The organism is Nocardioides secundeburneus (genome assembly GCF_039939255.1).
Taxonomy (GTDB): Bacteria; Actinomycetota; Actinomycetes; order Propionibacteriales; family Nocardioidaceae; genus Nocardioides.
On the sequence record NZ_JBDUUE010000010.1, the window covers coordinates 1 to 26,084 of the forward strand.

Here is a 26,084-nt window from a genome sequence, read left to right on the forward strand (position 1 = left end):
CCGGGACTCGTCGATGTGGGCGGCGGCGGCTTCGTGAACGACACGGCCTTCGCGGACGACCAGCACCCGGTCCGCCAGGCCGAGCACCTCCTCGACCTCGCTGGAGACCACCACGACCGCGACGCCCGAGTCGGCGAGGGAGCGGACCAACTTGTAGATCTCGGCCCGGGCGCCGACGTCGACACCACGCGTGGGCTCGTCGAGCAGCAGCACCCGGCACCCACGCAGCAGCCACCGCGCGAGCACCACCTTCTGCTGGTTGCCACCCGACATCGTGCGGACGTGCCGGGTGATGTTGCGCGGTCGGACGTCGAGCTGCTCGGCGAGCTCGAGGGCCACAGCCTTCTCGCGACCGCGCTGGATGAAGCCGACGCGCTGGAAGTCCTTCATGGAGGACACGCTGATGTTGGCGTAGACCGCCTGGTCGAGCAGCAGGCCCTGCGACTTGCGCTCCTCGGGAGCCAGGCCGATACCGGCCTTCACCGCCGCGTCGACCGCGCCACGACGCAGACGCTTGCCGTCGACACTCACCGTGCCGGACGTCGCACGCCGCGCACCGTAGATCGTCTCGAGGATCTCCGTGCGGCCGGAGCCGACCAGCCCGGCGAGGCCGACGATCTCACCGGCACGGACCGTGAGGTCGACGCCGGAGAAGACGCCGGCGAGGGCGAGGTCGCGGACCTCGAGCACGGCGTCCTGGCCACTGCCGGGGACGGGAGCCTCGGGGTCGCGCTGCGGGAAGACGTACTCGATCGAGCGGCCGGTCATGAGCTTGATGAGGTCGGCGGTCGGCGTCGACTTGGCTGGCAGGCCGGTCGCGACCGTCTTGCCGTCCTTGAGCACCGTGATGCGGTCGCCGATCTCGCGGATCTCCTCCAACCGGTGCGAGATGTAGACGATCGCCACACCCTGCTCGGTCAGGTTCTTCACCACCCGGAACAGGTTCTCCACCTCACCGTGGTCGAGCACCGCCGACGGCTCGTCGAGGATCAACAGGTCGACCTCGTGCGACAGAGCCCGCGCCATCGAGACCACCTGCTGACCAGCCGGCGACAACTCCCCCACCAACCGCGTCGGGCTGATCTCACTGTGCCCCAGACGAGCCAGGATCTCCCGCGTGCGCTTGTTCGCCGCCGCCCGACGCGAGAACCCCACCGACGACAGCTCATGACCCAAGAACACGTTCTCGGCCACCGTCAGACCATCGACCAGGTCGAGCTCCTGGTAGATCGTCGCGATCCCCGCATTGATCGCCGCCTGCGGGCTGCCGAACTTGGCCGGCTCACCCTTCCACGTGATCGTGCCCTCGTCAGGGATGTAGGACGCCGAGAGGATCTTGATCATCGTCGACTTGCCCGCACCGTTCTGACCCAACAGGCAGTGCACTTCACCCGCACGCACGTCGAGGTCGACGCCACCGAGCGCGCGCACGGACGAGAACTCCTTGACGATGCCGGACATCTGGAGCAGGACGTCGGCGCCGGACGACGCCGTGGGCGTCGTCTCACCGGTCTTGCCGAGCTCGGGCACAGGGCGCTCCTCATCGTCTGTGACTGCGCTCACAGGAAGTGGCGCCTGCACAAAGTAGAGCGTCTTCTGTCGACTCGGCAAGTAGTTCTGACTAACAATTGCGCAAATGTCTGTGTTGAGGCTCACGATACCCGCCTCCGCATCACCCCTGGGTGTCGTAGCCGAGATCGACGATCGCGTCGCGCAGCAGCCGCACGACGGTGTCGGACGCCGAGGTGTCCTGCCGGCGGCGCACCACCCGGCGCAGCACTATGCGGCGCGTGCCGAGGCCCGGCACGTCGAGCACGTCGACGTCGTCGGTGACCAGGCCGGGGAGGGCGAGGGCCGGCACCACGGTGATCCCCTCCCCCGCCGCCACGAGCGCCACCGCCGTGACGATCTCGTAGTACTGGTGCACGGTCTGCGACTCGGCGACCTCGGCGCGCTGCAGGCGCGCCAGCGCCGCAGCACCCGCGGAGTCGGGGTCGACCCCGAGCCAGGGCAGCCCGGTACGGCGCGGGTCGAAGCCCTCGGGACCGACGAGGGTGCCCTGCGGCACCAGCAGCTTCCACGGCTCGTCGAGCAGCGGCTCCTCCACCATGCCGGCGGGCAGCGAGGTGCCGCCCTCGCCGGCGTCGAGCTCGGCGACCACCAGGTCGAGCTCTCCGCGGCGCAGCTGGCGCATCAGCACCGGGAGCTCGTCCTCGACCACCCCGACCTCGAGGCCGGGATGGTCGCGGCGCCATTGCTGCAGGTGCGGCAGCAAGATGGCGCGGAAGAAGCTGCTGAACCCGCCCAGGACGACCCGGCCCGTGACGTCGTCACCCTGCTCGGCGATGCGCGTCCGCGCCTCGCTCAACGCCCGCTCCACCTCCTCGGCGGCCTCGGCGAGGGCCAGTCCGGCCGACGTGAGCGAGGTGCCGCGGGGCGTGCGATCGAGCAGGATCCGGCCCGTCTCGTGCTCGAGCCGGCTCAGCTGTTGCGAGACCGCCGACGGCGTCACCCGCAGCTCGTCGGCCGCCGCCAGCACGCCGCCGAACCGCGCGACGGCGAGCAGGAACCGCAGCCGGCGCGGGTCGATCTCCATGTTCAGCAACACTAAATACCGAGTGCACCGAAGTGCAATTGCCATGAACTCCTCGTGCGCGCCACGATGCGCTGGTCGACAGCGGTCGGCACCGAGGAGGAGCTGGAGGAACGCCGTGATCGCGGCAGTGCTGGGGTGGACCGGGACGGTCGGCACCTTCGTCGCCTACGTGATGGTGACGCGCGGACACCTGACGGTGCAGTCGCGCCGGTACGCGGCCCTCAACGGCATCGGCGGCCTCCTCGCCGCGACCGGGTCGGTGATCTACGGCGCGTGGCCGAGCGTGGCCTCCAACGTCGTGTGGGCCGCGATCGGCTTCTGGACCCTCGTGGTCGCGACGCGCGAGCGGCGCCGGCCGGTCGCGTCGGTCGTACCGTTCGACCGGCCGCCGACGCCCGAGCCGTCGACCGCCCTCGCGGCCTGAGGCGAGCCGGCCTCGGGGATCGCCCCTACGACTTTGGTCTACAGGTGCCGAGCGGAGGTCTCGACCTGGCCCGCGTCGCTTGAGGTGACGTAGGGGCACGGTGTGGGGTGGTGCCATGGCCACAGACCGCGAGGCCCGCCGGCGCCACCCGACCCCGGACGACGACGTCGTCGACCGGGCCGCCGGGCTCGTGGCGCGCGACGCGGTCACCGGGACGTCGCTGCGCCAGGCGACCTACGCGGCGGCCCTCGCCCGGGCCGGGCTGCTGCAGCACTTCCCCCGCGAGTCGATGCTGCTCGACGCCGTCGCCCGCATCAACCGCCGCGCCGTCGGAGAGCTCGTCGCCCGGGCGACGGCCCTCCCGCCGGGCCGCGAGCGCGAGCGCGTCGTCGTCGAGGGGCTCGTCGACTTCGCCATCGCCCGTCCAGGCATCGCCGCCCTCGGCCGCAGCCGCGTCCAGGCCCGCACGTCCGACCCCGCCGCCGAGGAGCGCGGGCTCGCCCTGCTCGACGCCATGGGGGTCGACGCCGCCCACGAGCCCGAGCGGGTGATCACCGTCGTGTGTGCGTTCGCCGGCATCGACGTCGCCACCTACCTCGCGAGCGAAGGCTACGAGCCCGACGAGTGGCGCGGGGTCGTCGTCGCGGCCGCGATGCGCACGCTCGGCCACCCCGACCTGCACTCGGTCGGCGACGTCGGCGTCGCCTGAGCGGGGCGGTCAGCGCAGGGCGCCGAACCCGCTGCGGTGGAAGACGAGCGGGCCCCCGGCGTCCTCGGCCTGGTGGACGGCGTGCAGGCGCAGCAGCACCAGCACGTGGTCGCCGGCCTCGACCTCGCGGTAGACCGTGCAGTCGAAGCTGGCGAGTCCCTCGTCGAGGGTGATCGCGCCGTCGTCGGTGACGGTGTGGGCGAGGTGGTCGAAGCGGTGCTCGACGGGGCCGGCCAGCGCACGGCACGCACCGGCGTGGTGCTCGGCGAGCACGGTGACACCGAGGTGCGACGAGCGGCGCAGGTCGGGCCAGGTCTTCGACGACGTCGCCAGGCTGACCGAGACCAGTGGCGGGTCGAGGCTCACCGAGGTGAACGAGCTCGCGGCCAGGCCGACCGGGCGACCGTCGACCTGCGCGGCCAGCGCGACGACCCCGCTCGGGAACGTGCCGAAGGCGTCGCGGAGCCGGCGCGGGTCGAGGTCCTGGTTGGTCGTGAGGTCGGCCACCGTGGTCACTGGCCCGCTCCGGTCGCGGCGGGCGCCGGCACCATCACCGCGGGCAGGTCGGCCCCGAGCCTGAGCGACTCGAGGAAGAGCACGATCGTCGCGGCGACCGAGCGGTGCGAGACGTCGTTCAGGATGTCGTGGCGGCCACCCTCGACCAGCCACGTCCGTGCCGCCGGCGCGCCGGCGTACGGCGTCAGCGCCGTTTCGGCCGGGGTGACCCGGTCGGCCGAGCCGTGGACGACGAGCACGGGCTTGTCGGGGGCGCGCAGCTCGACGGCGTCCCACGGCAACGGGCGGGTGCGGGCCTCGCGGTCGAGGAGCAGGTCGCCGTCGAGCACGCCGCGGTGCACGGGGCACGCCGTGCGCGAGTCGACCTGGTCGTCCCAGCTCTCGGCGGTGGCGTGGCTGTCGGTACCCGGCAGCGCGGCACCGGCGACGACCGCCGCGTCGGCGGCGACCTCGTGCACCAGGAGCGCGGCCACGGTGGCGCCGGTGTCGGCGCCGACGAGCACCTTCGGTGACGGCAGCGCCTCGTCGGCGAGCAGCTTCTCGACCTGCTCGCGCGTGGCGGTGAGGTCGTCGAGGTCGACCGGCACGAGGCGCACCTTGAAGGCGTCGGCCGCGAGCCGCTTGCCGAAGCGCTGGTAGGCGGCGTCCGTCTCGCCCCGGCCGGGCAGCACGACGAGCGTGCCCCGGGGGGTGGCGCCGGCGGGTTCGTCCCAGATGGTCATCGGGGGATCTCCTTGTGTGGCAGGGATGCGGGCTCGGCCGGGGAGGCCCAGCGCGAGGTGAACCAGTGCACGGCTCCGGTCTCGGGGTCGTAGCTGCGCCGCGGCAGGGTGCCGATGTCGGCGCCGTAGACGTGGATGCCGACGACCGGCTGGTCGCCGCCGCAGCAGACCTGGTGGACGTCGTCGTCGGTGGTGCAGCACACGGTCACCTGCCCGGCGGTCCACTCGTCGGTGCCCTCGCGGACCAGCGGCACGTCGGGTGTGGCCGGCTTCTCGAAGCGGGTCTCGACCTCGACGCCGGAGTGGATCCCGACGACGCCCCACGTCTCGTGCCCGTGCACGGGCGTGCCCTGCCCGACGTCCCACACCGCGCTGGCGATCGAGAAGCTGCCGTCGGCGGCGACGTGCAGGGGGTACATCACGTAGCGCACCGGGTCGGGGGCCACGAGGTGGGCCGGGAGGTCGAAGCCCTCGGCCAGCGCGCTCTCGAGCTCGAAACTGACGGCGGCGGTGAGTGCCTGCTCGTCGAGGCCCTCACCGAGCAGCCGCTCGACGCTGCGGGCGAGCGCCGCGATAGCCGGCACCTCGCTCGAGACGGGGACGACGTCCTGCTGGACGGGCTGGGCGGTCATGCGGGCTCCTTGGTCAGGGTCGTGGAGGCGAAGGCCGTGAGGCGGTCGTGCAGCCCGGGCACGGCGACGGACCGGGCGAGAGCAGCGATCTCGGCATCGGCGTCATGGACGGCGCGAGGTGGGCGGGGCGCAGCGAGCGCTGCGGAGAGGCCGGCGGGCGAGCCGGTGACGAGCGCGTCGCCGAGCTCGGCACGACGCACGGTGCCGAGGGCGACCCCGAAGGCCGAGCCCGGGAACCGCAGCGTGACCGAGGAGGCCACAAGGCGGTGGTCGCAGGCGAGCACCAGGTCGGCGCCGGCGCCGACCGCGGCGCCCTCTGCCACCGCGACCGTCACGCACGGCAGGGCGATCAGCCGCTGCAGCAGCGTCCCGATACGGAGGAACCGCAGCGCCAGCGACGCGTCGGTCTCGTCGGCCAGGCCACCGAGGTCGAAGCCGGCCGCGAAGTGCCGGTCGTTGCCGCGCAGCACGAGGACGGCGGGACGGGCGTCGTCCACCTCGTCGAGGGCGTGGTGCAACGCCGCCACCATTTCGTCCGACAGTGCGTTCGCTCGATCAGCGCGGTCGAGGGTGAGGGTCCAGACCGGCCCACGGTCGACCGTGATCATCGGGTCGCCGTCCACTCGTCGAGCACCTCGGGGTGCCCGCCGAGCGCCGGTGCGCCACGGTCGGGCCGGGCCGCGGCGCCGCCGATGCGCACGGGGTAGACGACGGTCTGGGTCTCCCCCGCCACCGGTACTTCGACGTGCGTGACGAGCCCGGTGGCCTCGACGTGCGGGTCGGCGAGCACCTCGCCGAAGGTGTTGACGGGTCCGCACGGCACACCACGGGCCCGGAGCTCGGAGAGCCAGTGCGCGCGCTTCTCGGTGAGCAGTCGCTCGCCCAGCAGGGCGGCGAGCTCACGCTGGTGGGCCACGCGGTCGCCTTGCGTGACGAAGCGCGGGTCGTCGACCAGGTGCGACAGCCCGACCACCTCGGCGACGGCGGCCCACAGCCGGTCGTTGCCGGCCGCGATGGTCAGGTCGCCGTCGGCCGCGGCGAAGCCCTGGTAGGGGGCGTTGCGCGGGTGGGCGGTGCCCATCCGGGCCGGCTCACGTCCGGATCCCCAGTACTCGCTGGTCTGCAGCGCCGAGACGCCGAGCAGGCAGTCGAGCATCGGGACGTCGAGCCGGACCGAGGTGCCCGACGCACGGACCCGCGGCAGCACGGCGGCGATCGTGTAGGCGGCGTACAGGCCCGCGGTGAAGTCGCCGACCGGCACGCCGGACTTCACCGGCGAGCCGTCGGCCTCCCCGGTCACCGACATCAGCCCCGACATGCCCTGGATGACGACGTCGTAGGCGCCGTCGTTGACGTAGGGGCTCCCGAGCCCGTAGCCCGAGATCGAGGCGTAGACCAGGCCGCGGTGGCCGTCGGCCACCTGCTCGTAGCCGAGGCCGAGCCGGTCGAGCACGCCCGGACGGTAGTTCTCGACGACGACGTCGGCCGCTGCGACGAGCGCCTGCACCTCGGCCAGCCGAACGGCGTCCTTGAGGTCGGCGACGATGCTGCGCTTGTTGCGGTTGACCGAGGCAAAGTTGTGGCTGAAGGACGAGCCGTCGTCGCCGCGGGCGAACGGCGGCCACGACCGCATCTGGTCGCCCGTGGGCGGCTCGACCTTGACGACGTCGGCACCGAGGTCGGCCAGCAGCATCCCGGCGAACGGGCCGGCCGCCACGTGGGCGAGCTCGACGACCCGGACGCCGGCGAGCGGCCGGTCGAGCGTGGGAGCGGAGGCCTCAGGAGGCACGGGCGGTCCCGGCCCGGTGGGCCAGCTCCTGGCGGACCAGCGGCAGGAGGTCGCGGCCGTAGTCGACAGCGTCCTGCAGCGGGTCGTAGCCGCGGATGAGCACGGTGTTCACGCCGATCTCGACGTAGTCGAGGATGGCCGCGGCGACGGTCTCGGGCGAGCCGACGAGCGCGGTGGAGTTGCCGCCGCCGCCGACGGCCTTCGCGGTCGGCGTCCACAGGCAGCGGTCGTGCAGCTCGCCCTTCTCGGCGACCGCGAGGAGCCGTTGCGAACCGGCGTTCTGCGGCCCGGAGTCCTGGGGGTGCAGCCGGTGGACCCGGGTCCTGTAGTCGGCCCCGGCGGAGCCGTTGATCGTGTCGAGGATGCCGTGCGCGCGCTCCCACGCCTCGTCGTCGGTGCGGCCCAGGATCGGGCGGAAGGAGACCGAGATGCGCGGGGGCGTGGTGCGTCCGGCCGCCGCGGCCTCGCGGGCGACGGTGGCGATCTGCTCACCGGTCTCGGCGAGCGGCTCGCCCCACAGCATGAAGGTGTCGGCGCGCTTGGCCCCGACGGTGTAGGCGGCGGGCGAGCTGCCGCCGAAGAACAGCTCGAGGTGGCGGTCGTCGTAAGGGTGTACCTGGGGGGCGAACCCTTCGAAGTCGTAGTAGGTGCCGTGGAAGTCGCGGCTTCCCTGGGTGTCCCACGACTGACGCAGCACCTGCAGGTACTCGTCGGTGCGCGCGTAGCGCTCGTCGTGCGGCAGGTAGTCGCCCTCGCGGCGCTGCTCGACGTCGTTGCCGCCCGTGACGATGTTGAGCGCGACCCGGCCCTTCGAGAAGTGGTCGAGCGTGGCGAACGTGCGCGAGGCCAACGTCGGGTGGACGACGCCCGGCCGGTGCGCGACGAGCAGGCCGAGCCGCTCGGTGTGCGCCGCGGCGAACGCGGCGACCTGGGTGCCCTCGGCCCAGGCCGAGCCGTAGCCGATGAGCACCCGGTCGAAGCCGCCGTCCTCGTGGACCCGCGCGAAGCGCGCGGTGTGGTCGGGGTCGACGACGGGTCCTGAGGAGGGCCGGATCTCGGAGCCGTCGGCGGTGCCGATCATGCCGAGGATCTCGACGGAGTCGTAGGAGACGGTGGTCATGGGGTTCCCTTCGGGTCGGGGGTCTCGATCTGGGCGCGCCACGTGCCGGCGACGTGGCAGGCGGCCTCGCGGGCCGGCTCGTCGGCGAGCACCTGCGAGCGCGGCTGCTCGGCGCAGGCGTCGTGGGCGAAGCGGCAGCGGGGGGCGAAGACGCAGACGCCGTGGGCGGGCCACGACCGAGCACCGGGCTCGGGGCGCAGCTGCTCGGGACGCAGCCGGTCGACGTGCGTCACGCTGGGCGCGGACGCCGTCAGCAGGCCCGTGTAGGGGTGGGCCGGTCGGCCCAGCACGTCCTGGGTCGGTCCCTGCTCGACCACGCGGCTGCGGTAGAAGACCGCGACCCGGTCGGCGATGCCGGCGAGCGAGCTGAGGTCGTGGGCGATGATGACGACGGCCAGGCCGAGCTCGGTGCGCAGCCGGTCGAGCAGGCCGAGCACGAGGTTGCGGTTGGAGACGTCGAGCGCCGAGACCGGCTCGTCGCAGAACAGCAGCTGCGGGCGGGTCGAGATGGCTCGCGCGAGCGAGATGCGCTGGCGCTGGCCGCCCGAGAGCTGGCGCGGACGGCGTCCGAGCATCGCGTCGGGGTCGAGACCGACCAGGCGCAGCGACTCGACGACGCGCTCGTGGCGCTCGGCGCGCGACAGGGTGCCGGCGACGTCGAGCGGCTCGCGGACGAGCTCGGCGACGGTGAGGTCGGGGTCGAGGGAGCGGAGCGGGTCCTGGAAGACCAGCTGGACCTGCCCGGAGCGGCGGAAGTCGCGAAGGGCGCGACCCCTGAGCGATCCCATGTCCTGCCCGTTGACCTCGATGCGGCCGGCGACCGGGCGCACGAGCCCGACGGTGGCTCGCGCGAGCGTCGTCTTGCCCGAGCCGGTCTCGCCGACGATGCCGACGATCTCGCCGGGCCGCACCTCCAGCCCGGCGTCGGTGAGTGCCGCGCCGGTGCCCAGGCCGACGCCCTTCTTCGGCGGGGCGTAGGAGACCGAGAGGTCGGTGACCCGGAGGACCGGAGCGGCCTGGGCGGGCCGCTCCCCCGGCCTCACGGGGCGTTCCTGCGTCGTCGTCATGCGGAGGCTCCTTCCAGCTCGGCGACCGTCTCGGTGGGGGTGCCGTCGAGCACGTCGTGCACGCGGACGCAGCGCGCGCTGCGTCCCTCGCCGAGGTCGACCAGCGGCACCGGGCCCGAGGTGCAGGCCTCGGTGGCCCAGCGGCAGCGCGGCGCGAAACGGCACCCGGGCATCTCCTCGCCGGCCGCGGGCGGCTGGCCGGGGATCACCTCGAGCGCACGGCGCTCCCAGGTGCCGATGGTCGCGACGCCCATGAGGGCCTGGGTGTAGGGGTGCCGCGGTCGCGCCAGCACCTCCTCGGTCGTGCCGCTCTCGACGACCTGGCCGCCGTACATCACGAGGATGCGCTCGCAGGTCTCGGCGACGACGGCGAGGTCGTGCGTGACCAGGAGCAGCGACAGGCCGTGCGTCGCGCGCAACCGGCGCAGCAGGGCGAGGATCTCGGCCTGGACGACGACGTCGAGCGCCGTGGTGGCCTCGTCGGCGATGAGCAGCTCGGGCTCGCAGGAGATGGCGATCGCGATGAGCACGCGCTGCTGCATGCCGCCGGAGAGCTCATGCGGGTACTGGTGGAAGACCGAGGCCGGGTCGTGCAGGCCGACCTCGCCGAAGAGCTCGACCGCACGCTCGTGCGCGGCCCGCTTGGACAGCCCGGCCTTGACCCGCAGCTGCTCGGCGAGCTGGTGCCCGACCGTGAGCGAGGGGTTCAGGTAGGACGCGGAGTCCTGGAAGACGGCGCCGAGCCGGCTGCCGCGGACGTCGTTCCACGTGCGCCGGGTGGCCTCGGTGAGGTCGGTGCCGCCGAGCACGATGCGACCACGGTCGACCTCGCCGGTGGCCGGCAGCAGGCCCAGGACGGCGCGGCAGGTGAGGGTCTTGCCGCTACCGGACTCGCCGACCAGGCCGACGGACTCGCCGCGCCCGATCGCGAGCGAGACGTCGTGGACGGCGACGAGGTGGTCCCCCACGGAGACCTGGAGGTCGACGACCTCGAGGACGGGCTCAGACATGCGCCACCGCCTTCTCCGAACGGGCGCCCGGGCGGCGCTTGCGACGACGCGACGCGTCGCCGGTGGCCTCGCGGACGGCGTCCGCGAGCAGGTTGAGGGAGCCGACCGTCGCCATCATCAGCAGCGCCGGGTAGACCGGCGCCCACGGCTTCTGGGCGAGGTAGTCGAGGTCGGAGGCGAGCATGCCGCCCCAGGTCGGGGCCGGCGGCGAGACACCGAGGCCGAGGAACGACAGCGACGCGACGACCAGCAGGGCGGCACCGGTGGCCTGGGCCGCGGTGACCGCGACGTTGGGCAGCACCTTGCTCCAGATGTGACGGCGCAGGGTCCACCACTGCGAGGCGCCCATGAGCTCGGCGGCCTCGACGTACTGCTGGCGGCGCAGACCCAGCGCGACGGCGCGGGTGACCCGGAAGAAGATCGGGCTGATGAGCACGCCGATCGCGATCATCGCCTGCTGCAGGCCGTTGCCGAGCGTGCCGGCGACGGCGATCGCGAAGACGGTGAAAGGCAGGATGACGAGGGTGTCGCTGACCCGCAGCGTCAGCCACTCCAGGCGCGGGCCGAGCCAGGCCGAGGCGAGTCCGGTGGGCACGCCGAGGAGGCCACCGATGAGCACGGCCTCGAAGGCGCCGACGACCGAGAGCCGCGTGCCGCTCATCAGCCGGCTGAGCACGTCGCGGCCGACGTAGTCGGTGCCCAGCAGGTGGTCGGCGCTCGGCCCCTCGAGCACGCGGTCGGTGTACTGCTGCAGCGGGTCGTGCGGCGCGAGCGCCTGGCCGAAGACGGCGAGGAAGCCGACGGCGGTGAGCACGAGCAGGGCGAACCGGGCGCTGGGGACCGCCCACAGGGCACGGAAGAACGGGGGGATCGTCATCGCGCGGCTCCTCGGCGTCGGGCGGCCGGGTCGAGCGCGGTCTGCAGCACGTTGACGAGCAGGCTGGCCGCGACGACCACGACGGCGGTGGTGATGAGGGTGCCGAGGACGACGGGCACGTCGCCGCGTTCGGCCGACTGCAGGGCCAGCTGCGCGACGCCGGGCAGCCCGAAGAGCTTCTCGGTGATCACCGCGCCGCCGACGATGAGCGGGATCGCCAGCCCGATCACCGCGAGCGTCGGCGCGATCGCGTTGCGGAGCACGTGCCCGAACAGCACGCGGGAGCGGCCGAAGCCGCGCATCTCGGCGCCGACGGCGTAGTTCTCGCGCAGCGACTGCACCATCGAGGTGCGCAGCTGCCGGGCGATGGAGGCCGCCACGTCGAGCGACAGCGCCAGCGCGGGCAGGATCGCGAAGCGCAGCCACTCGAGCGGGTCCTGCTCGATCGGCACGTAGCCGCCCGACGGCAGCACCTGCAGCTTGACCGAGAACACCACGATGAGCGCCATGCCGATCACGAACGGCGGCAGCGTCGCCAGCAGCGAGCACACGAGCGTGACCGCCCGGTCGAGCAGGCCGCCGTTGCTGAGCGCCGCGCCGATGCCGGCGCCGCCACCGATGAGGATCGCCAGCACCAGCGCGAGCGCGGCGATCGAGAGGTCGACCGGCAGCGCCTGCTTGATGCTGTCGGTGACCGGGATCGTGGTGAACCACGACCGTCCGAGGTCGCCCCGCACGGCGTCGCCGACCCACGTCAGGTACTGGACGACGAGCGGCCGGTCGAGCCCGAACTCCGCGTTCATCCGGTCGATGTCGGCCTGGGTCGCGGTCTCCCCGAGCACCGCCGCGGCCGGGTTGCTGTCGCTCAGCGCACCGAGGGAGAACGTGGCGAGCGAGGCGAGCACGAGCACGGTCACGGTGATGACGAGCGTGCTGACCACCGTCCGGAGCACCGGAAGGAGCCGCGACCGGCGCCGAGCCCGCTGGGCGTTGTCCGGCAGGGGGACGGCGGCCGCAGGCGGTGTGGGCGCGCCGGGCTGGGTCTCGGGCGCGACAGCGAGGCTCACGCCGTCACGCCCTCGAAGCGGCGCAGGCTGGGCGAGGCCGGCAGCTCGGAGACGCCCTTGCGCACGACGGCGGTCGGCATGAGGTTGAGGAAGACGTTGGGGAACGAGGTCACCGCGATCTTCGTCGCCTCCTGCAGCAGGGCGGGGTAGCCGGGGTCGTCGGTCGGGGTCTGCTTGACCTTCTCCAGCTGCGCCTCGAGCTCCGGGCTGGTGGTGCGGCCCGGGTTCATCAGGCCCTCGGCGCCGAAGAGCACCTGGAAGGCCTGCACCGGCGACTCGCGACCGGCGAAGCCGTCGTAGGTGAGGGCCTTGGCGTGCTCGAGGTAGACCAGCTGGGTGTGCTGGGTCTGCGGGATCGTCTCGATCTCGAGCTCGATGCCGACGTCCTTGAGCTGGGCCTGGATGAGCTCGACCGCCGGCTGCGACTGGCCGCTGCTGGTGAAGGTGCCCCTGACCGGACCGGTGTAGCCGGCGTCGGCCAGGATCTGGCGGGCCTTGTCGGGGTCGTAGGCGTAGAGGTCGGCGAGCTCCTCGTTGTGGCCGACGTAGCCCGGCGGGAACGGCTGGTAGCTGACGTCGCCGAGGCCGAAGAACACGACCTCCTGGATCTTGGCGCGGTCGATGCCGTACTTCATCGCCTCGACCACGGCGGGGTCGTCGAACGGCGCCATCTGGTTGTTGACGTCGAGCACGCTGACGAACATCGAGTCGATGACCTGGACGTCGAGGCCGGCGTCCTCGGCCTGCTGCACCTGGGCGCCGCTGATGCGGCCGACGTTGAACTGGCCGGAGCGCACCGAGGCCACCGCCGTCGACGGGTCCTGCTGGGGGTAGAGGTCGAAGGTGTCGACCTCGATCTCGTCCTGCCGGTGGAAGCGTGGGTTCTTGGTCAGGCTGGCGTGGTCGTTCTGCACGTAGGAGGTCACGGTGAACGGCCCGGAGCCGGCCGGCTGGGTGGCCAGCGCCTCGACGTCCTTCTCGAAGGCGGCGGGGTTGACGACCATGCCCGACTTGCCGGCGAACAGCAGCGGGTACTGGTAGTCGACCTCGCTGAGCTCGACGACGACGTCGAGGTCGCCGGAGGCCGAGACGGCCTTGATCGTCGCCATCTGCGGCGCGATGAGCGATCCTTCCTGCGTGCGACCGCGCTCGATCGACTTCGCCACCGCGGCGGCGTCGAGCGGGGCGCCGTCGCTAAAGGTGAGGCCGGGCTTGAGGGTGAACGTCACGCTGGTGCCGGCCTCGTCGTAGGCCCACGACTCGGCGAGCCACGGCACGGCGTTGCCCTGCTCGTCGAGCGCGGTGAGCGCGTCGTAGGTGAGCGCGAGCATCTGGACGTCGGAGCCGGCCGACGAGGTCACCGGGTCCCAGGTGGTCGGCAGCTGCCAGGCCCACGTGATGGACTTCGTGCCTCCGGCGCTGCCGGCCGTCGAGGCCCCGCCACAGGCCTCGAGGCCGAGGACGAGACCGGCCGCCAGGCTCAGGCCGAGGAAGCCTCGGCGGGTCTGGCTGGTGCGGGGCAGGGCGGTGCGGGCGGGCGTCATGGCGGCGTCAGCCTTTCGTCGGATGTGGCGTCGGGTGAACAGATGGAGGTGCGGACCGGCTACCTGCCGGACGCCGCCTCACGGGCCGCCGTGTGGCGGTTGACCGGCGCGGGCAGCCCGAGATGCCCACGCAGCGTGGTGGAGTCGTAGTCGGCGCGGAACACGCCGCGTTCCTGCAGGATCGGCACGACCTCGTCGACGATCCGGCGGAAGTTGGCCGGGTGGTCGAGGCCGATGTTGAAGCCGTCGCAGGCCCGGGCCTCCCACCACTCGACGAGCTTGTCGGCGACCGTGGCGGCCGATCCGACGAACTCGCTCTTGCGGAAGACGCGGGTGGCCTCGACGGTCTGGCGCAGCGTCCAGCCGTTGTCGACGGCGCGCTGGGTGACGGCCTTGGCCTGGGTGTAGAACGACCGTTCGCCGTGCACGAGGGCCTCGGCCGGGAACGGGGCGTCGAGGTCGTAGCGGGTGAAGTCGTGCCAGCCGAAGGGCCGGCCGAACTCGCGCAGGGCTGCGCCGAACGTGTGGTCGCGCTCGTTGTTCGCGGCCTCGATCTCGCGGGCGTCCTCGTCGGTGTCGCCGACGACCACCTTGATGCCCGGCATGACCACGACGTGCTCGGGGTCGCGCCCGAACTTCTCGCGGGCCCGCGTCTTGACGTCGTCGTAGAACGCCTGTCCGGTCGGGATGTCGGGGGCGAAGGTGAAGATGCCCTCGCCCACGCCGGCGCCGAGGTCGCGGCCCTGGTCGGAGTCGCCCGCCTGGAAGACCACCGGGTGGCCTTGCGCCGAGCGCTCGAGGTTCAACGGGCCACGCACCTTGAAGTAGGTGCCCTCGTGGTCGAGCACGTGCTGCTTGTCGGGGTCGAGGAACCGCCCGGTCGCGCGGTCACGCGGGAAGGCGTCGTCCTCGTAGGAGTCCCACAGCGCGCGGGCGAGCTCGACGTACTCCTGGGCGCGGCCGTAGCGGGTGTCGTAGTCGAAGTGCTCGTCGAGCCCGTAGTTGCCGGCCGTGCCGGCATCACCGGTGGTGACCACGTTCCAGCCCGCGCGACCGCGGCTGATGAGGTCGAGCGAGCCGAGGCGGCGGGCCAGGTTGAACGGGCTGTTGAAGCTGGTGGTCGCCGTCCCGACGAGCCCGATGCGGCTGGTCTGCGTGGCGAGTGCGCTGAGCAGCGTGAGCGGCTCGAGCCGGTTGAGGTAGTGCGGGGGCGAGAACGGGGTGATGAACTGGCTGTCGACGATGAAGACGAGGTCGAACCGGCCGCGCTCGGCGAGCTGGGCCATCTCGACGAACCAGTCGATGTTCACGCTGGCGTCGCCCGGGATCTCGGGATCGAGCCACAGCGTGTGGCTGCCGGGTCCACCGGTGCCGTAGGGGACGGCTCCCAGGTGGATCTGCCTCGCGCGCGACATCGGGCTCCTTTCGTCGTCCTGCACCTTCAATTGCTTTCTCGATCAAGATAGTCGTCTTTGATCGCGGGCTCCAACGAGGGTTCGTGATGCGAGTCATCACGGGCCGTGATGAATTGTGAACTAAACTGATCGACATGCCCGTCTCTGCCGACACGACCCTCGACATCGGTCCGCTGCGCAGCCTCGTGGCGGTGGCCGACTGCGGCGGCTTCCAGCGCGCCGCCGAGCGGCTGCACCTGAGCCAGGGCGGGGTGAGCCAGCACGTGCGCCGCCTCGAGGCCGCCGTCGGCAAGCCGTTGGTCGAGCGCCACGGACGCGGCTCGCGGTTCACCGGCGACGGCGAGCGCCTCGTCGCCGCCGCGCGCCGCATCCTCGAGACCCACGACGCCGCCCTGCGCGAGCTCACCGAGACCCGCCTCGAGATCACCATCGGCTCCACCGAGCACGCCGCCGCCCGCCTGCTCCCGGCCCTGTCGGCCGCGCTCGCCGACGCCGACGTCGCCGGCGGCGCCTCGTCCTTCCAGTACCGCATCGACCGCGGCTCCCGCCTGCGCGAGGGCCTCGCCAGCCGCGACGTCGACCTCGCCCTGCTCATCAACGCCACCGACCACCCCGGCGCCGTCCACGTCGGTGACCTCGACCTCACCTGGTTCGCCGCGCCGGGGTGGCAGCCGCCGGCGTCGCCGGTGCCGGTGTCCGTCGTCGCCTTCACCAGCCCGTGCGAGCTGCGCAAGCGCGCCCTCGGCACGCTCGCCGAGCACGACGTGCCGGCCACGGTGGCCGCCGAGGCCACCCAGCTCGCCGGCGTCCAGGCCGCCGTCGCCGCCGGCCTCGGCGTCGCCCTCATGGCCCTCGACGAGGCGCCACCAGGCCTCGTGCGCCTCGACTCCCTCCCGCCGGCCCGCTCGCTCGGCCTCTACGTCTGCCCGCGCGCCGGCCTCGACCCCGACGTCGTCCGCGTCGCCGTCGACGCGGTGCGGTCGGCACTCGGGGCGGTCCGCGTGCCGATGGTGACGACCTGACCGGCTCGGCACCGTCGCGATCCGAGGCCGTCGCCGAGCCTTCACCTCCGGGACCGCTCGCGGTCGTCTGACCCCGCTCGACTGAGGGCCATGGTCTCTCGGAACCGTTGCCTGGCCGCGCTCGCGGCCGCCGTCCTCACACCCGCACTCGCCCTCCCCGCCCAGGCCTCACCCGGCCACGGGCCCGGTCATCACGGTCAGCCCGACCGCCGCGCCTTCGACCTCCAGGCCCACCGCGGCGGCCTCGGCCTCACGGTCGAGAGCTCGCTCGCCGGGTTCTCCCGCGCGCTCGAGCTCGGCGTGAGCACGCTCGAGCTCGACGTGCAGATCACCCGTGACGGCCAGGCCGTCGTCACCCACGACCGCCGCACCAACCCGCAGGTCTGCCGCGACACCACGCCCGCCACGCCCGGCGACCCGCTGTTCCCCTACGTCGGCCGCTACGTCACCACGCTCACGCTCGCCCAGGTGCGCACGCTCGACTGCGGGTCGCAGCAGTTGCCCGGCTACCCGCGCCAGCGCCTCGAGCCCGGCTCTCGGATGGCCCTGCTGAGCGAGGTGTTCGACCTCGTGCAGTCATACGAGGCGGACGACGTGGCCCTCAACGTCGAGACGAAGGTCGAGGCCGGCGCGCCGAGCGAGACCGCGCCGCGCGAGCAGTTCGTGCAGGTCGTCGTCGACGAGGTGCGCGCGGCCGGCATCGGCGACCAGGTGACCATCCAGTCCTTCGACTGGGGCTCGCTGATGCGCATGCGCGAGGTCGCGCCGGAGCTGCCGATCGTCGCGCTCACCAACCGCGACTTCCTCCAGGTCGGCCAGCCCGGCGCCTCGCCCTGGCTCGGCGGGCTGGACGCCGACGACTTCGACGGCGACCTCGTGCGGATGGCGGCCTCCTTCGGCGCCGACGCCATCTCGCCCGTGCACGGCTTCCCGCAGGACGGCGCCCTCGGCGACCCCGGCTACGAGCCCTACGTCGACCGCGCGATGGTCGACGACGCCCACCGGGCCGGGCTGCGCGTCGTCCCGTGGACCGTCGACGACCCGGCCACGATGCGCCACCTCGTGCGGCTCGGGGTCGACGGCCTCATCACCGACTACCCCGACCGGTTGCGCGACGTGCTGCGCCGTGAGCACCGCCGGCTGCCTGACCCGGTCCGGGTGCCGCGTCAGGCCCGGCCCCTCGCTCAGGCCCACGCCCACAACGACTACGAGCACGACCGCCCGCTGCTCGACGCGCTCGACCACGGCTTCACCAGCGTCGAGGCCGACGTGTGGCTCGTCGACGGCGAGCTGCGCGTTGCCCACGACCTCGCCGACGCGACACCCGGGCGGACGCTGGAGCGGCTCTACCTCTCGCCGCTCTCGGCGCGCGCCGCGATGAACGACGGCAGCGTCTACCCGCGCGGCCGGCGTCCGGTGCAGCTGCTGATCGACGCCAAGTCCGCGGCCGGACCCACCTGGGCGGCGATCGACGCCGCGCTGCGCAACCACCCCGGGCTGTTCACCCGCTTCACGCCGTCGTCGACCGAGCCCGGTGCCGTCACCGCGGTGATCAGCGGCAACCGCGACCTGCCGGCAATGCAGGCCCAGACCGACCGCCGTGCCGGCTACGACGGTCGCTCCGGCGACCTCGGCGGCCCGCTGCCGTCGTCGGTGATGCCGCTGGTCAGCGACAACTGGACCACCCTCTTCACCTGGGCCGGCGTCGGTCGGATGCCGTCGTCCGAGCGCACGACGCTGCGCCGCATGGTCCGCACCGCCCACGACCGCGGCCAGCGCATCCGGTTCTGGGCCACGCCCGACGTCGCCGGCAGGGCCCGCGACGCCGTGTGGCGCGAGCTCGTCGACGCCGGCGTCGACCACGTCAACACCGACGACCTCGCCGGCCTCGAGCGCTTCCTGTCCCGGCGGCGGTAGTCCCGGCGGGGATAGTCCCGGCGGGGATAGTCCCGGACGTTCTTGTCGCTTGTCCACCGCGGGAGCGACGACTTCGTCCGGGACTATCCCGGCGTGCGGGCGGTAGCCGCGACGGTGCCGAGCAGGGCCAGCGCCTCGGCGCTCGGCGTGCCCGGCTGGGCGTGGTAGACCACGAGCTCCTGGCCGGGTGCCGAGCGGACGTCGAAGGCCTGCATCGTGAGGGTGAGCGCGCCGACCTCGGGGTGCCGGAACCGCTTGGTGTGCAGGGACTTGCCGCGCGCCTCGTGGTGCGACCACAGCTCGCGGAGCTCGGCGCTCGCGGCCAGCAGCTCGTCGAGGACGGCGCGCAGCCGAGGGTCGTCAAGATCGGCGCCGTGCCCGAGGCGGAAGCCGGCGACCGCGTCGCGGGCGACGTCGTCCCAGTCGACGTAGAACGAGCGGGCCGCCGGGTCGGTGAAGACGAGGTGCATGAGGTTGCGCGAGTGGGCGAACCCGCCGAACAACGCGGTCGCCAGCTCGTTGGCGGCGAGCACGTCGTAGGCGCGGTTGTAGACGAGCGCGGGCTGGGCCGGCCAGGCGTCCATCAGCTGCCGCAGCGCGGGGTCGACCTGCTCGGCGACGCCCGTCGTCCGGCGGGGCGCGGCGACGCCGGCGACGTCGAACAGGTGACGCCGGGCGTCGCCGTCGAGCCGCAGGACGGCGGCCAGCGCGTCGAGCACCTGCGCGGACGGCGACCGCTCGCGACCCTGCTCGAGCCGTACGTAGTAGTCGACGCTGACGCCGGCCAGCATCGCCACCTCCTCGCGCCGCAGGCCCTCGACCCGGCGGTGCCCGACGACGGGCAGGTTGGCATGCTCGGGGGTCACCCGGGCACGCCGGGCGCGCAGGAGGTCGCCGAGGTCGGATGCCATGTCTCGCAGCGTAGGCACGTGACGCCGCGCGTGGGTGGGTGCGTTCCTCCCAGGAACGTCGCGGTCTCCCCCGGGCCGTCGTCCGACGGCAGCGTGGTCGTCATGACCAGCACCCACCCCGATAACCAGTCCAAGGTCGTCCTCGTCACCGGCGCCAGCAGCGGCATCGGCGCCGCGGTCGCCACCCGCCTCGCCGACGAGGGCCACACCGTCGTCGCGACCGCCCGCCGCACCGACCGGCTGGCCGAGCTCGCCGCGACGACCACCTCGACGTCCGCCGGCACGATCGAGCCGGTCGCGCTCGACGTCACTGACCGCGACGCCGTCGCGTCGGTGGTCGCCGACGTCCGGGCCCGGCACGGCCGGCTCGACGTCCTCGTCGCCAACGCGGGACTGATGCCGCTCTCGCGCCTCGACGCCCTCCTCGTCGACGAGTGGGACCGGATGATCGACGTCAACGTGCGCGGCCTGCTGCACGGCATCGCCGCCGTGCTGCCGGTCTTCGCCGAGCAGGGCGGCGGCCACGTCGTCACGACGGCGAGCATCGGCGCCCACGAGGTCTCGCCGACGGCGGCCGTCTACTGCGGCACCAAGTACGCCGCCTGGGCGATCACCGAGGGCCTGCGCCAGGAGAGCGACCCCAGCATCCGGGTCACCACGATCTCGCCCGGCGTGGTCGAGTCCGAGCTGGCCTCGACCATCACCGACCCCGGAGCGGCGGAGCTGATGCGCACCTACCGCGCCGCCGCCATCCCGGCCGACGCCGTGGCGCGCGCCGTCTCGTTCGCGCTCGGCCAGCCCGCCGACGTCGACGTCAACGAGATCGTCGTCCGGCCCGCGCGACAGCGCTAGCCGCGCCGCAGGTCGCCGCCGCAGGGATAGTCCAGGACGATCTCGTCGCATTTCCGGCGTCCCGGCGACACGTTCGTCCGGGACTATCCCCGGCGGCGGGGACCTAGTCGACGACGGTGAACGAGATGCCCTGGGCCTGGAGGCGGGCGAGCAGGTTGTCGCCCATCGCCTGCGCGGTGGTCACGCAGCCGGCCGTGGCCGGGTTGTCGTCGAAGGCGAGGCACAACGCCGACTCGGCGAGCATCTTGGCCGTCTCGCCGTAGCCGGGGTCGCCACCGTGCACCTTGGTGCGCACGGTGCGGCCCTCGGACTCGGCGACGAACTCGACGGTGAACCACGACTTCTCGCGCTTGGCGGCGTCGGGTCCGTGGCCCTGCGGGACCTTCTTCAGCAGGAAGTCGCGTGCCGGCGGCACCTGCGCGGCGAGGCCGATGGCCCCGACTCCGACGGCCGCGCCCGCGGCGTAGCGCAGCGTCTTCATGCCGGCGTAGTGCGAGTAGCGGAAGTCGGGCCCGTACGCCGCCAGGGCGGCGCCGCTCTGGGCGACCACCTGCGGGTCGATGGTCGGCAGCGGCAGGAGCCAGTAGCCGAGCACCTTGTCGCGGTGCGGCTTGCCGGCAACCGGCTTGGAGACGCGGCCGTCGGCGGGCTTGCCCTGCGCGCGCCGGCGGGCCTTGGCCGTGCTCGCCATCTGCCGCGCCCGGGAGAACGCCCCCATGGCGGAGTGGAACGTGCCGCCGGACGCCGTCCCGCTGGCCCGGACGACGCCCCGCAGACGCACCGGCCCGGTGGGCTTGAGCTGCTGCATCGTGAAGTAGGCGCCGAGGTCGTGCGGGATCGAGTCGAAGCCGCAGGCGTGCACGATGCGTGCGCCGCTCGCCTCGGCGACCTTGTGCTGCTCGAGGTAGGTGGTGTCGACGAACTCGGGCTCGCCGGTCAGGTCGACGTAGTCGGTGCCGGTCTCGGCGCACGCGGCGACGAGCGGGCCGCCGAGCTGCTGGTAGGGCCCGACCGTCGTGACCACGACCTTGGCCCGCCGGACGACGTCGGCGAGCGCCGCCTGGTCGCCGGCGTCGACCACGACCAGCTCGAGGTCGGGCAGGCCCAGGCGGGTGCGCACGGCCTCGAGCTTGGCCCGGTTGCGCCCGGCCAGCGCCCAGCGCAACCCGTCGGGACCGTGCTCGGCCAGGTAGTCGGCGGTCAGGCCGCCGGTGAAGCCGGTAGCACCGAAGAGGACGAGGTCGAGGTCGCGCGTGGGCTCCGCCATGGGCGACATCGTGGCACTCGGCAGAAAAATCGGTCCAGGGGGTGGAACCCTCGAGTCCCGGCACCTCGTCGTACGCCCGGACGACGCCCACAGGGCCGAGAGGGGACCGATGGACCACGACACCGACTACGCGACCTACGTGCGCGAGTCGTGGGACGCCCTCGTGCGTTCGGCGGTCTTCCTCGGCTGCGGTCTGCACGAGGCCGAGGACCTCGTGCAGACCGTGCTCGTGCGGTGCTACACCGCCTGGACGACGGTCGCCGCGGCCGACAACCGCGACGCCTACGTGTACCGGATGCTCATCAACGCCCTGCGCGACAGCAAGCGGCGCCGGTGGTGGGGCGAGCGCCCGTCCGAACGACTGCCCGACGCCGGGCTGCCCGACCCCACCGACTCCGTCGCGACGATCGACGCCGTCCACCGCGCCCTCGCGGGGCTGTCGAAGGTCAACCGCGACGTCGTCGTGCTGCGCTACTTCACCGGCCTCAGCGAGAGGCAGACCGCCGAGGTGCTCGACGTCCCGCCCGGCACCGTCAAGAGCCGGCTGTCCCGCTCGCTCGCCCAGCTGGCCACCGACGACCACCTGGCCGACCTCCGACCCGGATTCACCGAGGTGACCCCATGACCGATCTCGAGAAGCACTGGGACGACGTCCCCGTCGGCCCCGCCCCGGTCGACGCGATCCTGCGCGAAGCCCGGCGGTCCGCGGCCGCCGGCACGCGACGTCGTCCGGAGGCCCGGCTGCGGGGCTCGCTCGTCGCGATCGGTGCCGTCGGCGGCCTCGCCGCCGCGTTCGTCGTCGGCGGCGTCGTCCTGCCGCCCGACGCCGGACCGCCGCCGGGCGGCGTCCCGACCCTGGCCGACGGCGGTGCGGCCGGCGCCGACGACATCGCCCCGGCCGCGTTCTTCGGCGAGCTGCAGGCGCCGGAGTCGTGCGACGACCTGCTCCAGCACTACGTCGACCGCGGCACCGACCTGGTGGGCGCGTACGGGTGGGGCAGTGGGTACGGCGCCTACGTCGACGTCGACTCGGCCCCCGCCGACGGGATGTCTCGCGAGCGGGCCACAGGAGCCGACACCGCCCTCCCTCAGGCGGTCGCGCCGGCCACGTCCCGCGCCGAGTCGAGCGAGACCGGCACCAACGTGCAGGAGGCCGGCGTCGACGAGCCCGACGCCGTCAAGACCACCGACGACCTCCTGGTCCGGCTGAAGGGCGCCGTGCTGACGACCTACGACCTCGGCGGACGGCGGGTGCGCGAGTCCGGCAGCGTCGACCTCGGCGACCTGCACGACGCCGAGATCCTGCTCGCCGGCGACACCGTGGTCGCGATCGGCAACGACGGCAGCGCCCGGCCGTCGTCCCGGGGCTACGACTACGCCTCCTACGGCGTGCCGCAGCCGCCGCAGCAGACCCGCGTCGTCACCGTCGACGTCGGCGACCCGGCCGACCCGATGGTCGTGGCCACGGTCGACTACGACGCCGCCCTGGTCGCCGCGCGCCAGCACGGCACCGACGTCCGGCTGGTGCTCTCCAAGGGCCTGCCCGAGCTCGACTTCGAGACCGACGACCGCCGTCCGAACAGCGTCGTCGCCGCCAACCGCCGGCTGGTCGAGAAGTCGACCATCGACGACTGGCTGCCGCACGTGGCCGTCGACGGCGGCGCCGAGCAGCCGTTGCTGCAGTGCGACCGGGTCGCGATCCCGCGCGCCGAGCTCGGACCGGCCACGATGGCCGTCGTCGGCTTCGGCGTCGACGACCCCGGCGCCGCCGCCGGCCCCGACAACGGTGCTCTCGGCCTGGCCGGCGAGGCCTCGATGACCTACGAGTCGACCGACCACCTCTACCTCGCCACCGGGGGCGGCGGGTTCGACGAGTGCTGGGAGTGCTTCACCCGCACCAGCGGCCCGGGCGGCAGCGACGGCACCACGCACGTCTACGACTTCGCGCTCGCGGGCACCGGCGCCACCTACGTCGGCGCCGGCGAGGTCGAGGGCCACGTCCGCGACCGGTGGTCGATGGACGAGGCCGACGGCGTGCTCCGGCTCGCGGTCGGGCCGTCGTCGGAGACCGAGAACGCCAACTCGGTCGTCACGCTCGAGGCCCGCGACGACGAGCTGGTCGAGGTCGGCCGCCTCGACGGCCTCGGTCGCAACGAGGACATCAAGTCCGTGCGCTGGTTCGACGGCCTCGCGATCCTGGTGACGTTCCGCCGCATCGACCCGCTCTACGCCGTCGACCTGACCGACGTGCGCCGGCCGACGCTGCTCGGCGAGCTCAAGATCCCCGGGTTCTCCAGCTACCTGCACCCGCTCGGGCCGCGCCGCCTCGTCGGCGTCGGCTCCGACGGCGGCAACCGCGCCCAGGCGGCCCTGCTCGACCTGACCGACGTCACCGACCCGCAGCAGCTGGCCGTGCACCGCTACGTCCGCGGTACCTACGCCACGGCAGCCGACGACCCGCGCCAGTTCACCTGGCTGCCCGACCGGCGCGTCGTGCTCACCGTCGTCCAGCAGGGCAACACCGGCTACGTCTCGACGCTGCAGCTCGGCGGCGGACGGATCAGCAACCGGATGACCCGCGTCGAGTTCGGCAGCGACATCGACCTCGTGCGCACCGTGCCGCTCGCCGACGGCCGGGTCGCGCTCGTGACGGGTGAGGACGTGTCGTTCTTCGACGTCTGACGGCCCTCGACCACCGCGCGACCCGACGTAGATTGGGCGGCATGTGCCGCAACATCCGTCCGCTGCACTGACGCCGGTCGAGGTGCGAGGAGCCCCGGCGACGAGCCTCGAGACCACCCGACCCCGACTCGACCCGACGTAGATTGGGCGGCATGTGCCGCAACATCCGTCCGCTCAACAACTTCGAGCCGCCGGCCACCGACGACGAGGTCCACGCCGCTGCGCTGCAGTTCGTGCGCAAGGTGGCCGGGGCCACCAAGCCGTCGTCGGCCAACCAGGAGGTCTTCGACCAGGCCGTGCGGGAGATCGCCCACGTCACCCGACACCTCCTCGACGACCTCGTCACCGCCGCGCCGCCGAAGAACCGCGAGGTCGAGGCCGAGAAGGCGCGCGCGAAGGCTCGGCTGCGGTACGGCGCTTGAGCGACTCGGCCCAGCACGCGCTCGACCTGCTCGCCGACCGGCCGCTCGTCGTCCTCACCGGCGCCGGCCTGTCGACCGACTCCGGCATCCCCGACTACCGCGGGCCGGGCAAGCCGGTGCGCCAGCCGATGACCTACCAGGAGCTGGTCTCCGGCCCCGAGGCGCAGCAGCGCTACTGGGCGCGCTCGCACGTCGGCTGGGGCCGCATGCACCGGGCCGAGCCCAACGCCGGGCACCGCGCGTGCGTCGCGCTCGACCCCGAGCTGCTGATCACCCAGAACGTCGACGGCCTCCACGAGGCGGCCGGGTCACGCCGGCTCGTCGCACTGCACGGACGCATCGCCGACGTCGTCTGCCTCTCCTGCCGCCGGACGACGTCCCGCGCGGACATGCAGGCCCGTCTCGAGGCGGCCAACCCCGGCTGGCTGCAGGAGCACGCCGGCGTCGAGGTGCGCCCCGACGGCGACGTCGACCTCGACGACACCGCCGACTTCGTCGTCCCCGGCTGTGAGCAGTGCGGCGGCGTGCTCAAGCCCGACGTCGTGTTCTTCGGCGAGAACGTGCCCAAGCCGCGGGTCGAGCGGTGCTACGCCGCCGTCGACGACCTGGCCGGGACCGGCGGTGCGCTGCTGGTGGTGGGCTCGTCGCTCACCGTGATGAGCGGCTTCCGGTTCGTGCGGCACGCCGTCAAGGCCGGCACCCCGGTGGTCATCGTCAACCGAGGCACCACCCGCGGCGACGACCTCGCCACCGTCAAGCTCGACGTCGGGTGCTCGGAGTTCCTGACGGCGCTGGCGTCGAGCTGCCTGGCCCGACGGACTAGAGGCGCTTGACGAAGATGTGGTCGGCCGCCTCGGGCACGATCTCGGCGGTCTCGCCGCCCGAGCCGACCAGCACGCCCTCGGCGGTGGCGATCACGGTGATGGTCTTGTCGGGCAGGGCGCCGGCGCGACGCATGGCGCTCATCAGCGACTCGTCCTTCTGCATCTCCTCGGAGATGCGCCGCACGAGCACCCGGCCCTCGGTGTCGGTGGCGGCGCTGCTGAGCGGCTCGACGCCGGTCATGAAGGACTCGCCGACCTCGGTCTCGCCGAGCTCGTCGAGACCGGGGATCGGGTTGCCGTAGGGCGACTCGGTGGGGTGGTCGAGCAGCTCGACGAGGCGACGCTCGACGGTCTCGGAGATGACGTGCTCCCAGCGGCACGCCTCGACGTGGACGAACTCCCAGTCGAGGCCGATGACGTCGGTGAGGAGGCGCTCGGCGAGGCGGTGCTTGCGCATCACGCGCGTGGCCAGCCGGCGGCCGTCGTCGGTGAGCTCGAGGTGCCGGTCGCCCTCGACGGTGAGCAGGCCGTCGCGCTCCATGCGGGCGACGGTCTGCGACACGGTCGGGCCGCTCTGGTGGAGTCGCTCGGCGATCCGCGCGCGCAGGGGGACGATGCCTTCCTCGACCAGCTCGTAGATGGTCCGCAGATACATCTCGGTGGTGTCGATGAGGTCGCTCACGAGAACCATTCTTACCC

The 26,084-nt window shown here is 73.1% G+C and carries 26 protein-coding genes; 9 read left to right on the forward strand and 17 right to left on the reverse strand.

Features of this window, described 5'->3' with window-relative positions; genetic code table 11:
• Positions 1-1,530 (reverse strand): sugar ABC transporter ATP-binding protein (locus ABFT23_RS22020; protein WP_347899155.1); only part of this gene is annotated, 1,530 nt, incomplete at its 3' end.
• A 142-nt stretch (positions 1,531-1,672) separates the two neighbouring features.
• Entirely contained in the window at positions 1,673-2,596 is a 924-nt protein-coding gene (locus ABFT23_RS22025) for a LysR family transcriptional regulator (protein WP_347899157.1), read from the reverse strand.
• Between the two features lie 115 nt (positions 2,597-2,711).
• Here ABFT23_RS22025 and ABFT23_RS22030 point away from each other — a divergent pair, with 115 nt between their 5' ends.
• Positions 2,712-3,020, forward strand: a complete 309-nt coding sequence (locus ABFT23_RS22030) for a CBU_0592 family membrane protein (protein WP_347899159.1) — start codon at positions 2,712-2,714, stop codon at positions 3,018-3,020.
• A gap of 115 nt (positions 3,021-3,135) precedes the next feature.
• Positions 3,136-3,729, forward strand: coding sequence for a hypothetical protein (locus ABFT23_RS22035; RefSeq protein ID WP_347899161.1), 594 nt, complete (start codon positions 3,136-3,138; stop codon positions 3,727-3,729).
• Between the two features lie 9 nt (positions 3,730-3,738).
• Here the strand turns inward: ABFT23_RS22035 and ABFT23_RS22040 are convergent, their stop codons facing one another.
• The 12 genes from ABFT23_RS22040 to ABFT23_RS22095 are packed head-to-tail and all read right to left on the reverse strand — an operon-like array spanning position 3,739 to position 15,488.
• Positions 3,739-4,236, reverse strand: coding sequence for a flavin reductase family protein (locus ABFT23_RS22040; protein WP_347899163.1), 498 nt, complete (start codon positions 4,234-4,236; stop codon positions 3,739-3,741).
• A gap of 5 nt (positions 4,237-4,241) precedes the next feature.
• Positions 4,242-4,967, reverse strand: coding sequence for an alpha/beta hydrolase (locus ABFT23_RS22045; RefSeq protein WP_347899165.1), 726 nt, complete (start codon positions 4,965-4,967; stop codon positions 4,242-4,244).
• Complete coding sequence (locus ABFT23_RS22050; protein WP_347899166.1) at positions 4,964-5,599, reverse strand: cysteine dioxygenase family protein; 636 nt, start codon at positions 5,597-5,599, stop codon at positions 4,964-4,966. Before ABFT23_RS22050 ends, ABFT23_RS22045 begins: the two co-directional genes overlap by 4 nt.
• The gene (locus ABFT23_RS22055) at positions 5,596-6,207 is read right to left on the reverse strand and encodes an enoyl-CoA hydratase/isomerase family protein (RefSeq protein WP_347899168.1); all 612 of its coding nucleotides are present in this window, start codon (positions 6,205-6,207) and stop codon (positions 5,596-5,598) included. Before ABFT23_RS22055 ends, ABFT23_RS22050 begins: the two co-directional genes overlap by 4 nt.
• The gene (locus tag ABFT23_RS22060) at positions 6,204-7,388 is read right to left on the reverse strand and encodes a CaiB/BaiF CoA transferase family protein (protein ID WP_347899170.1); all 1,185 of its coding nucleotides are present in this window, start codon (positions 7,386-7,388) and stop codon (positions 6,204-6,206) included. The genes ABFT23_RS22055 and ABFT23_RS22060 overlap by 4 nt, the downstream gene beginning before the upstream one ends.
• The gene (locus tag ABFT23_RS22065) at positions 7,378-8,508 is read right to left on the reverse strand and encodes an LLM class flavin-dependent oxidoreductase (protein ID WP_347899172.1); all 1,131 of its coding nucleotides are present in this window, start codon (positions 8,506-8,508) and stop codon (positions 7,378-7,380) included. Before ABFT23_RS22065 ends, ABFT23_RS22060 begins: the two co-directional genes overlap by 11 nt.
• Positions 8,505-9,575 (reverse strand): ABC transporter ATP-binding protein, encoded by a 1,071-nt coding sequence (locus ABFT23_RS22070; RefSeq protein ID WP_347899174.1) that lies wholly within the window; start codon positions 9,573-9,575, stop codon positions 8,505-8,507. Before ABFT23_RS22070 ends, ABFT23_RS22065 begins: the two co-directional genes overlap by 4 nt.
• On the reverse strand, positions 9,572-10,585 hold the full coding sequence (locus ABFT23_RS22075; protein WP_347899176.1) for an ABC transporter ATP-binding protein: 1,014 nt from the start codon (positions 10,583-10,585) through the stop codon (positions 9,572-9,574). Before ABFT23_RS22075 ends, ABFT23_RS22070 begins: the two co-directional genes overlap by 4 nt.
• On the reverse strand, positions 10,578-11,462 hold the full coding sequence (locus ABFT23_RS22080; protein WP_347899178.1) for an ABC transporter permease: 885 nt from the start codon (positions 11,460-11,462) through the stop codon (positions 10,578-10,580). The genes ABFT23_RS22075 and ABFT23_RS22080 overlap by 8 nt, the downstream gene beginning before the upstream one ends.
• A complete protein-coding gene (locus ABFT23_RS22085) occupies positions 11,459-12,529 on the reverse strand; it encodes an ABC transporter permease (protein ID WP_347899180.1) in 1,071 nt (356 codons plus the stop codon). The genes ABFT23_RS22080 and ABFT23_RS22085 overlap by 4 nt, the downstream gene beginning before the upstream one ends.
• Positions 12,526-14,073 carry an ABC transporter substrate-binding protein gene (locus ABFT23_RS22090; protein WP_347899181.1) on the reverse strand — a complete coding sequence of 516 codons (1,548 nt, stop codon included), beginning with the start codon at positions 14,071-14,073 and terminating at the stop codon, positions 12,526-12,528. Before ABFT23_RS22090 ends, ABFT23_RS22085 begins: the two co-directional genes overlap by 4 nt.
• Before the next feature lie 59 nt (positions 14,074-14,132).
• Complete coding sequence (locus tag ABFT23_RS22095; protein ID WP_347899183.1) at positions 14,133-15,488, reverse strand: NtaA/DmoA family FMN-dependent monooxygenase; 1,356 nt, start codon at positions 15,486-15,488, stop codon at positions 14,133-14,135.
• Between the two features lie 134 nt (positions 15,489-15,622).
• Between ABFT23_RS22095 and ABFT23_RS22100 the strand changes: the two genes are divergently transcribed.
• The gene (locus ABFT23_RS22100) at positions 15,623-16,510 is read left to right on the forward strand and encodes a LysR family transcriptional regulator (RefSeq protein ID WP_347899184.1); all 888 of its coding nucleotides are present in this window, start codon (positions 15,623-15,625) and stop codon (positions 16,508-16,510) included.
• A 90-nt stretch (positions 16,511-16,600) separates the two neighbouring features.
• Positions 16,601-18,427, forward strand: coding sequence for a glycerophosphodiester phosphodiesterase family protein (locus ABFT23_RS22105; protein ID WP_347899186.1), 1,827 nt, complete (start codon positions 16,601-16,603; stop codon positions 18,425-18,427).
• A gap of 83 nt (positions 18,428-18,510) precedes the next feature.
• Here the strand turns inward: ABFT23_RS22105 and ABFT23_RS22110 are convergent, their stop codons facing one another.
• On the reverse strand, positions 18,511-19,338 hold the full coding sequence (locus tag ABFT23_RS22110) for a helix-turn-helix transcriptional regulator (RefSeq protein ID WP_347899188.1): 828 nt from the start codon (positions 19,336-19,338) through the stop codon (positions 18,511-18,513).
• 102 nt (positions 19,339-19,440) lie between these two features.
• Between ABFT23_RS22110 and ABFT23_RS22115 the strand changes: the two genes are divergently transcribed.
• Positions 19,441-20,190, forward strand: coding sequence for an SDR family oxidoreductase (locus ABFT23_RS22115; protein WP_347899189.1), 750 nt, complete (start codon positions 19,441-19,443; stop codon positions 20,188-20,190).
• Between the two features lie 103 nt (positions 20,191-20,293).
• Here the strand turns inward: ABFT23_RS22115 and ABFT23_RS22120 are convergent, their stop codons facing one another.
• Positions 20,294-21,457: a saccharopine dehydrogenase family protein gene (locus ABFT23_RS22120; protein WP_347899191.1), complete on the reverse strand. Its 1,164-nt coding sequence runs from the start codon at positions 21,455-21,457 to the stop codon at positions 20,294-20,296.
• A 109-nt stretch (positions 21,458-21,566) separates the two neighbouring features.
• Here ABFT23_RS22120 and ABFT23_RS22125 point away from each other — a divergent pair, with 109 nt between their 5' ends.
• The 4 genes from ABFT23_RS22125 (at position 21,567) to ABFT23_RS22140 (ending at position 25,394) form a co-directional block, all read left to right on the forward strand.
• Positions 21,567-22,082 (forward strand): SigE family RNA polymerase sigma factor, encoded by a 516-nt coding sequence (locus ABFT23_RS22125; RefSeq protein WP_347899192.1) that lies wholly within the window; start codon positions 21,567-21,569, stop codon positions 22,080-22,082.
• Positions 22,079-24,139 (forward strand): beta-propeller domain-containing protein, encoded by a 2,061-nt coding sequence (locus tag ABFT23_RS22130; protein ID WP_347899194.1) that lies wholly within the window; start codon positions 22,079-22,081, stop codon positions 24,137-24,139. Before ABFT23_RS22125 ends, ABFT23_RS22130 begins: the two co-directional genes overlap by 4 nt.
• Positions 24,140-24,291: 152 nt before the next feature.
• Complete coding sequence (locus ABFT23_RS22135) at positions 24,292-24,561, forward strand: DUF2277 domain-containing protein (protein WP_347899196.1); 270 nt, start codon at positions 24,292-24,294, stop codon at positions 24,559-24,561.
• Positions 24,558-25,394 (forward strand): NAD-dependent protein deacetylase, encoded by an 837-nt coding sequence (locus ABFT23_RS22140; RefSeq protein WP_347899198.1) that lies wholly within the window; start codon positions 24,558-24,560, stop codon positions 25,392-25,394. The genes ABFT23_RS22135 and ABFT23_RS22140 overlap by 4 nt, the downstream gene beginning before the upstream one ends.
• Here ABFT23_RS22140 and ABFT23_RS22145 read toward each other — a convergent pair.
• Entirely contained in the window at positions 25,381-26,067 is a 687-nt protein-coding gene (locus tag ABFT23_RS22145; protein ID WP_347899200.1) for a metal-dependent transcriptional regulator, read from the reverse strand. The two genes, ABFT23_RS22140 and ABFT23_RS22145, sit on opposite strands and share 14 nt — an antisense overlap.
• Positions 26,068-26,084: the final 17 nt, after the last annotated feature.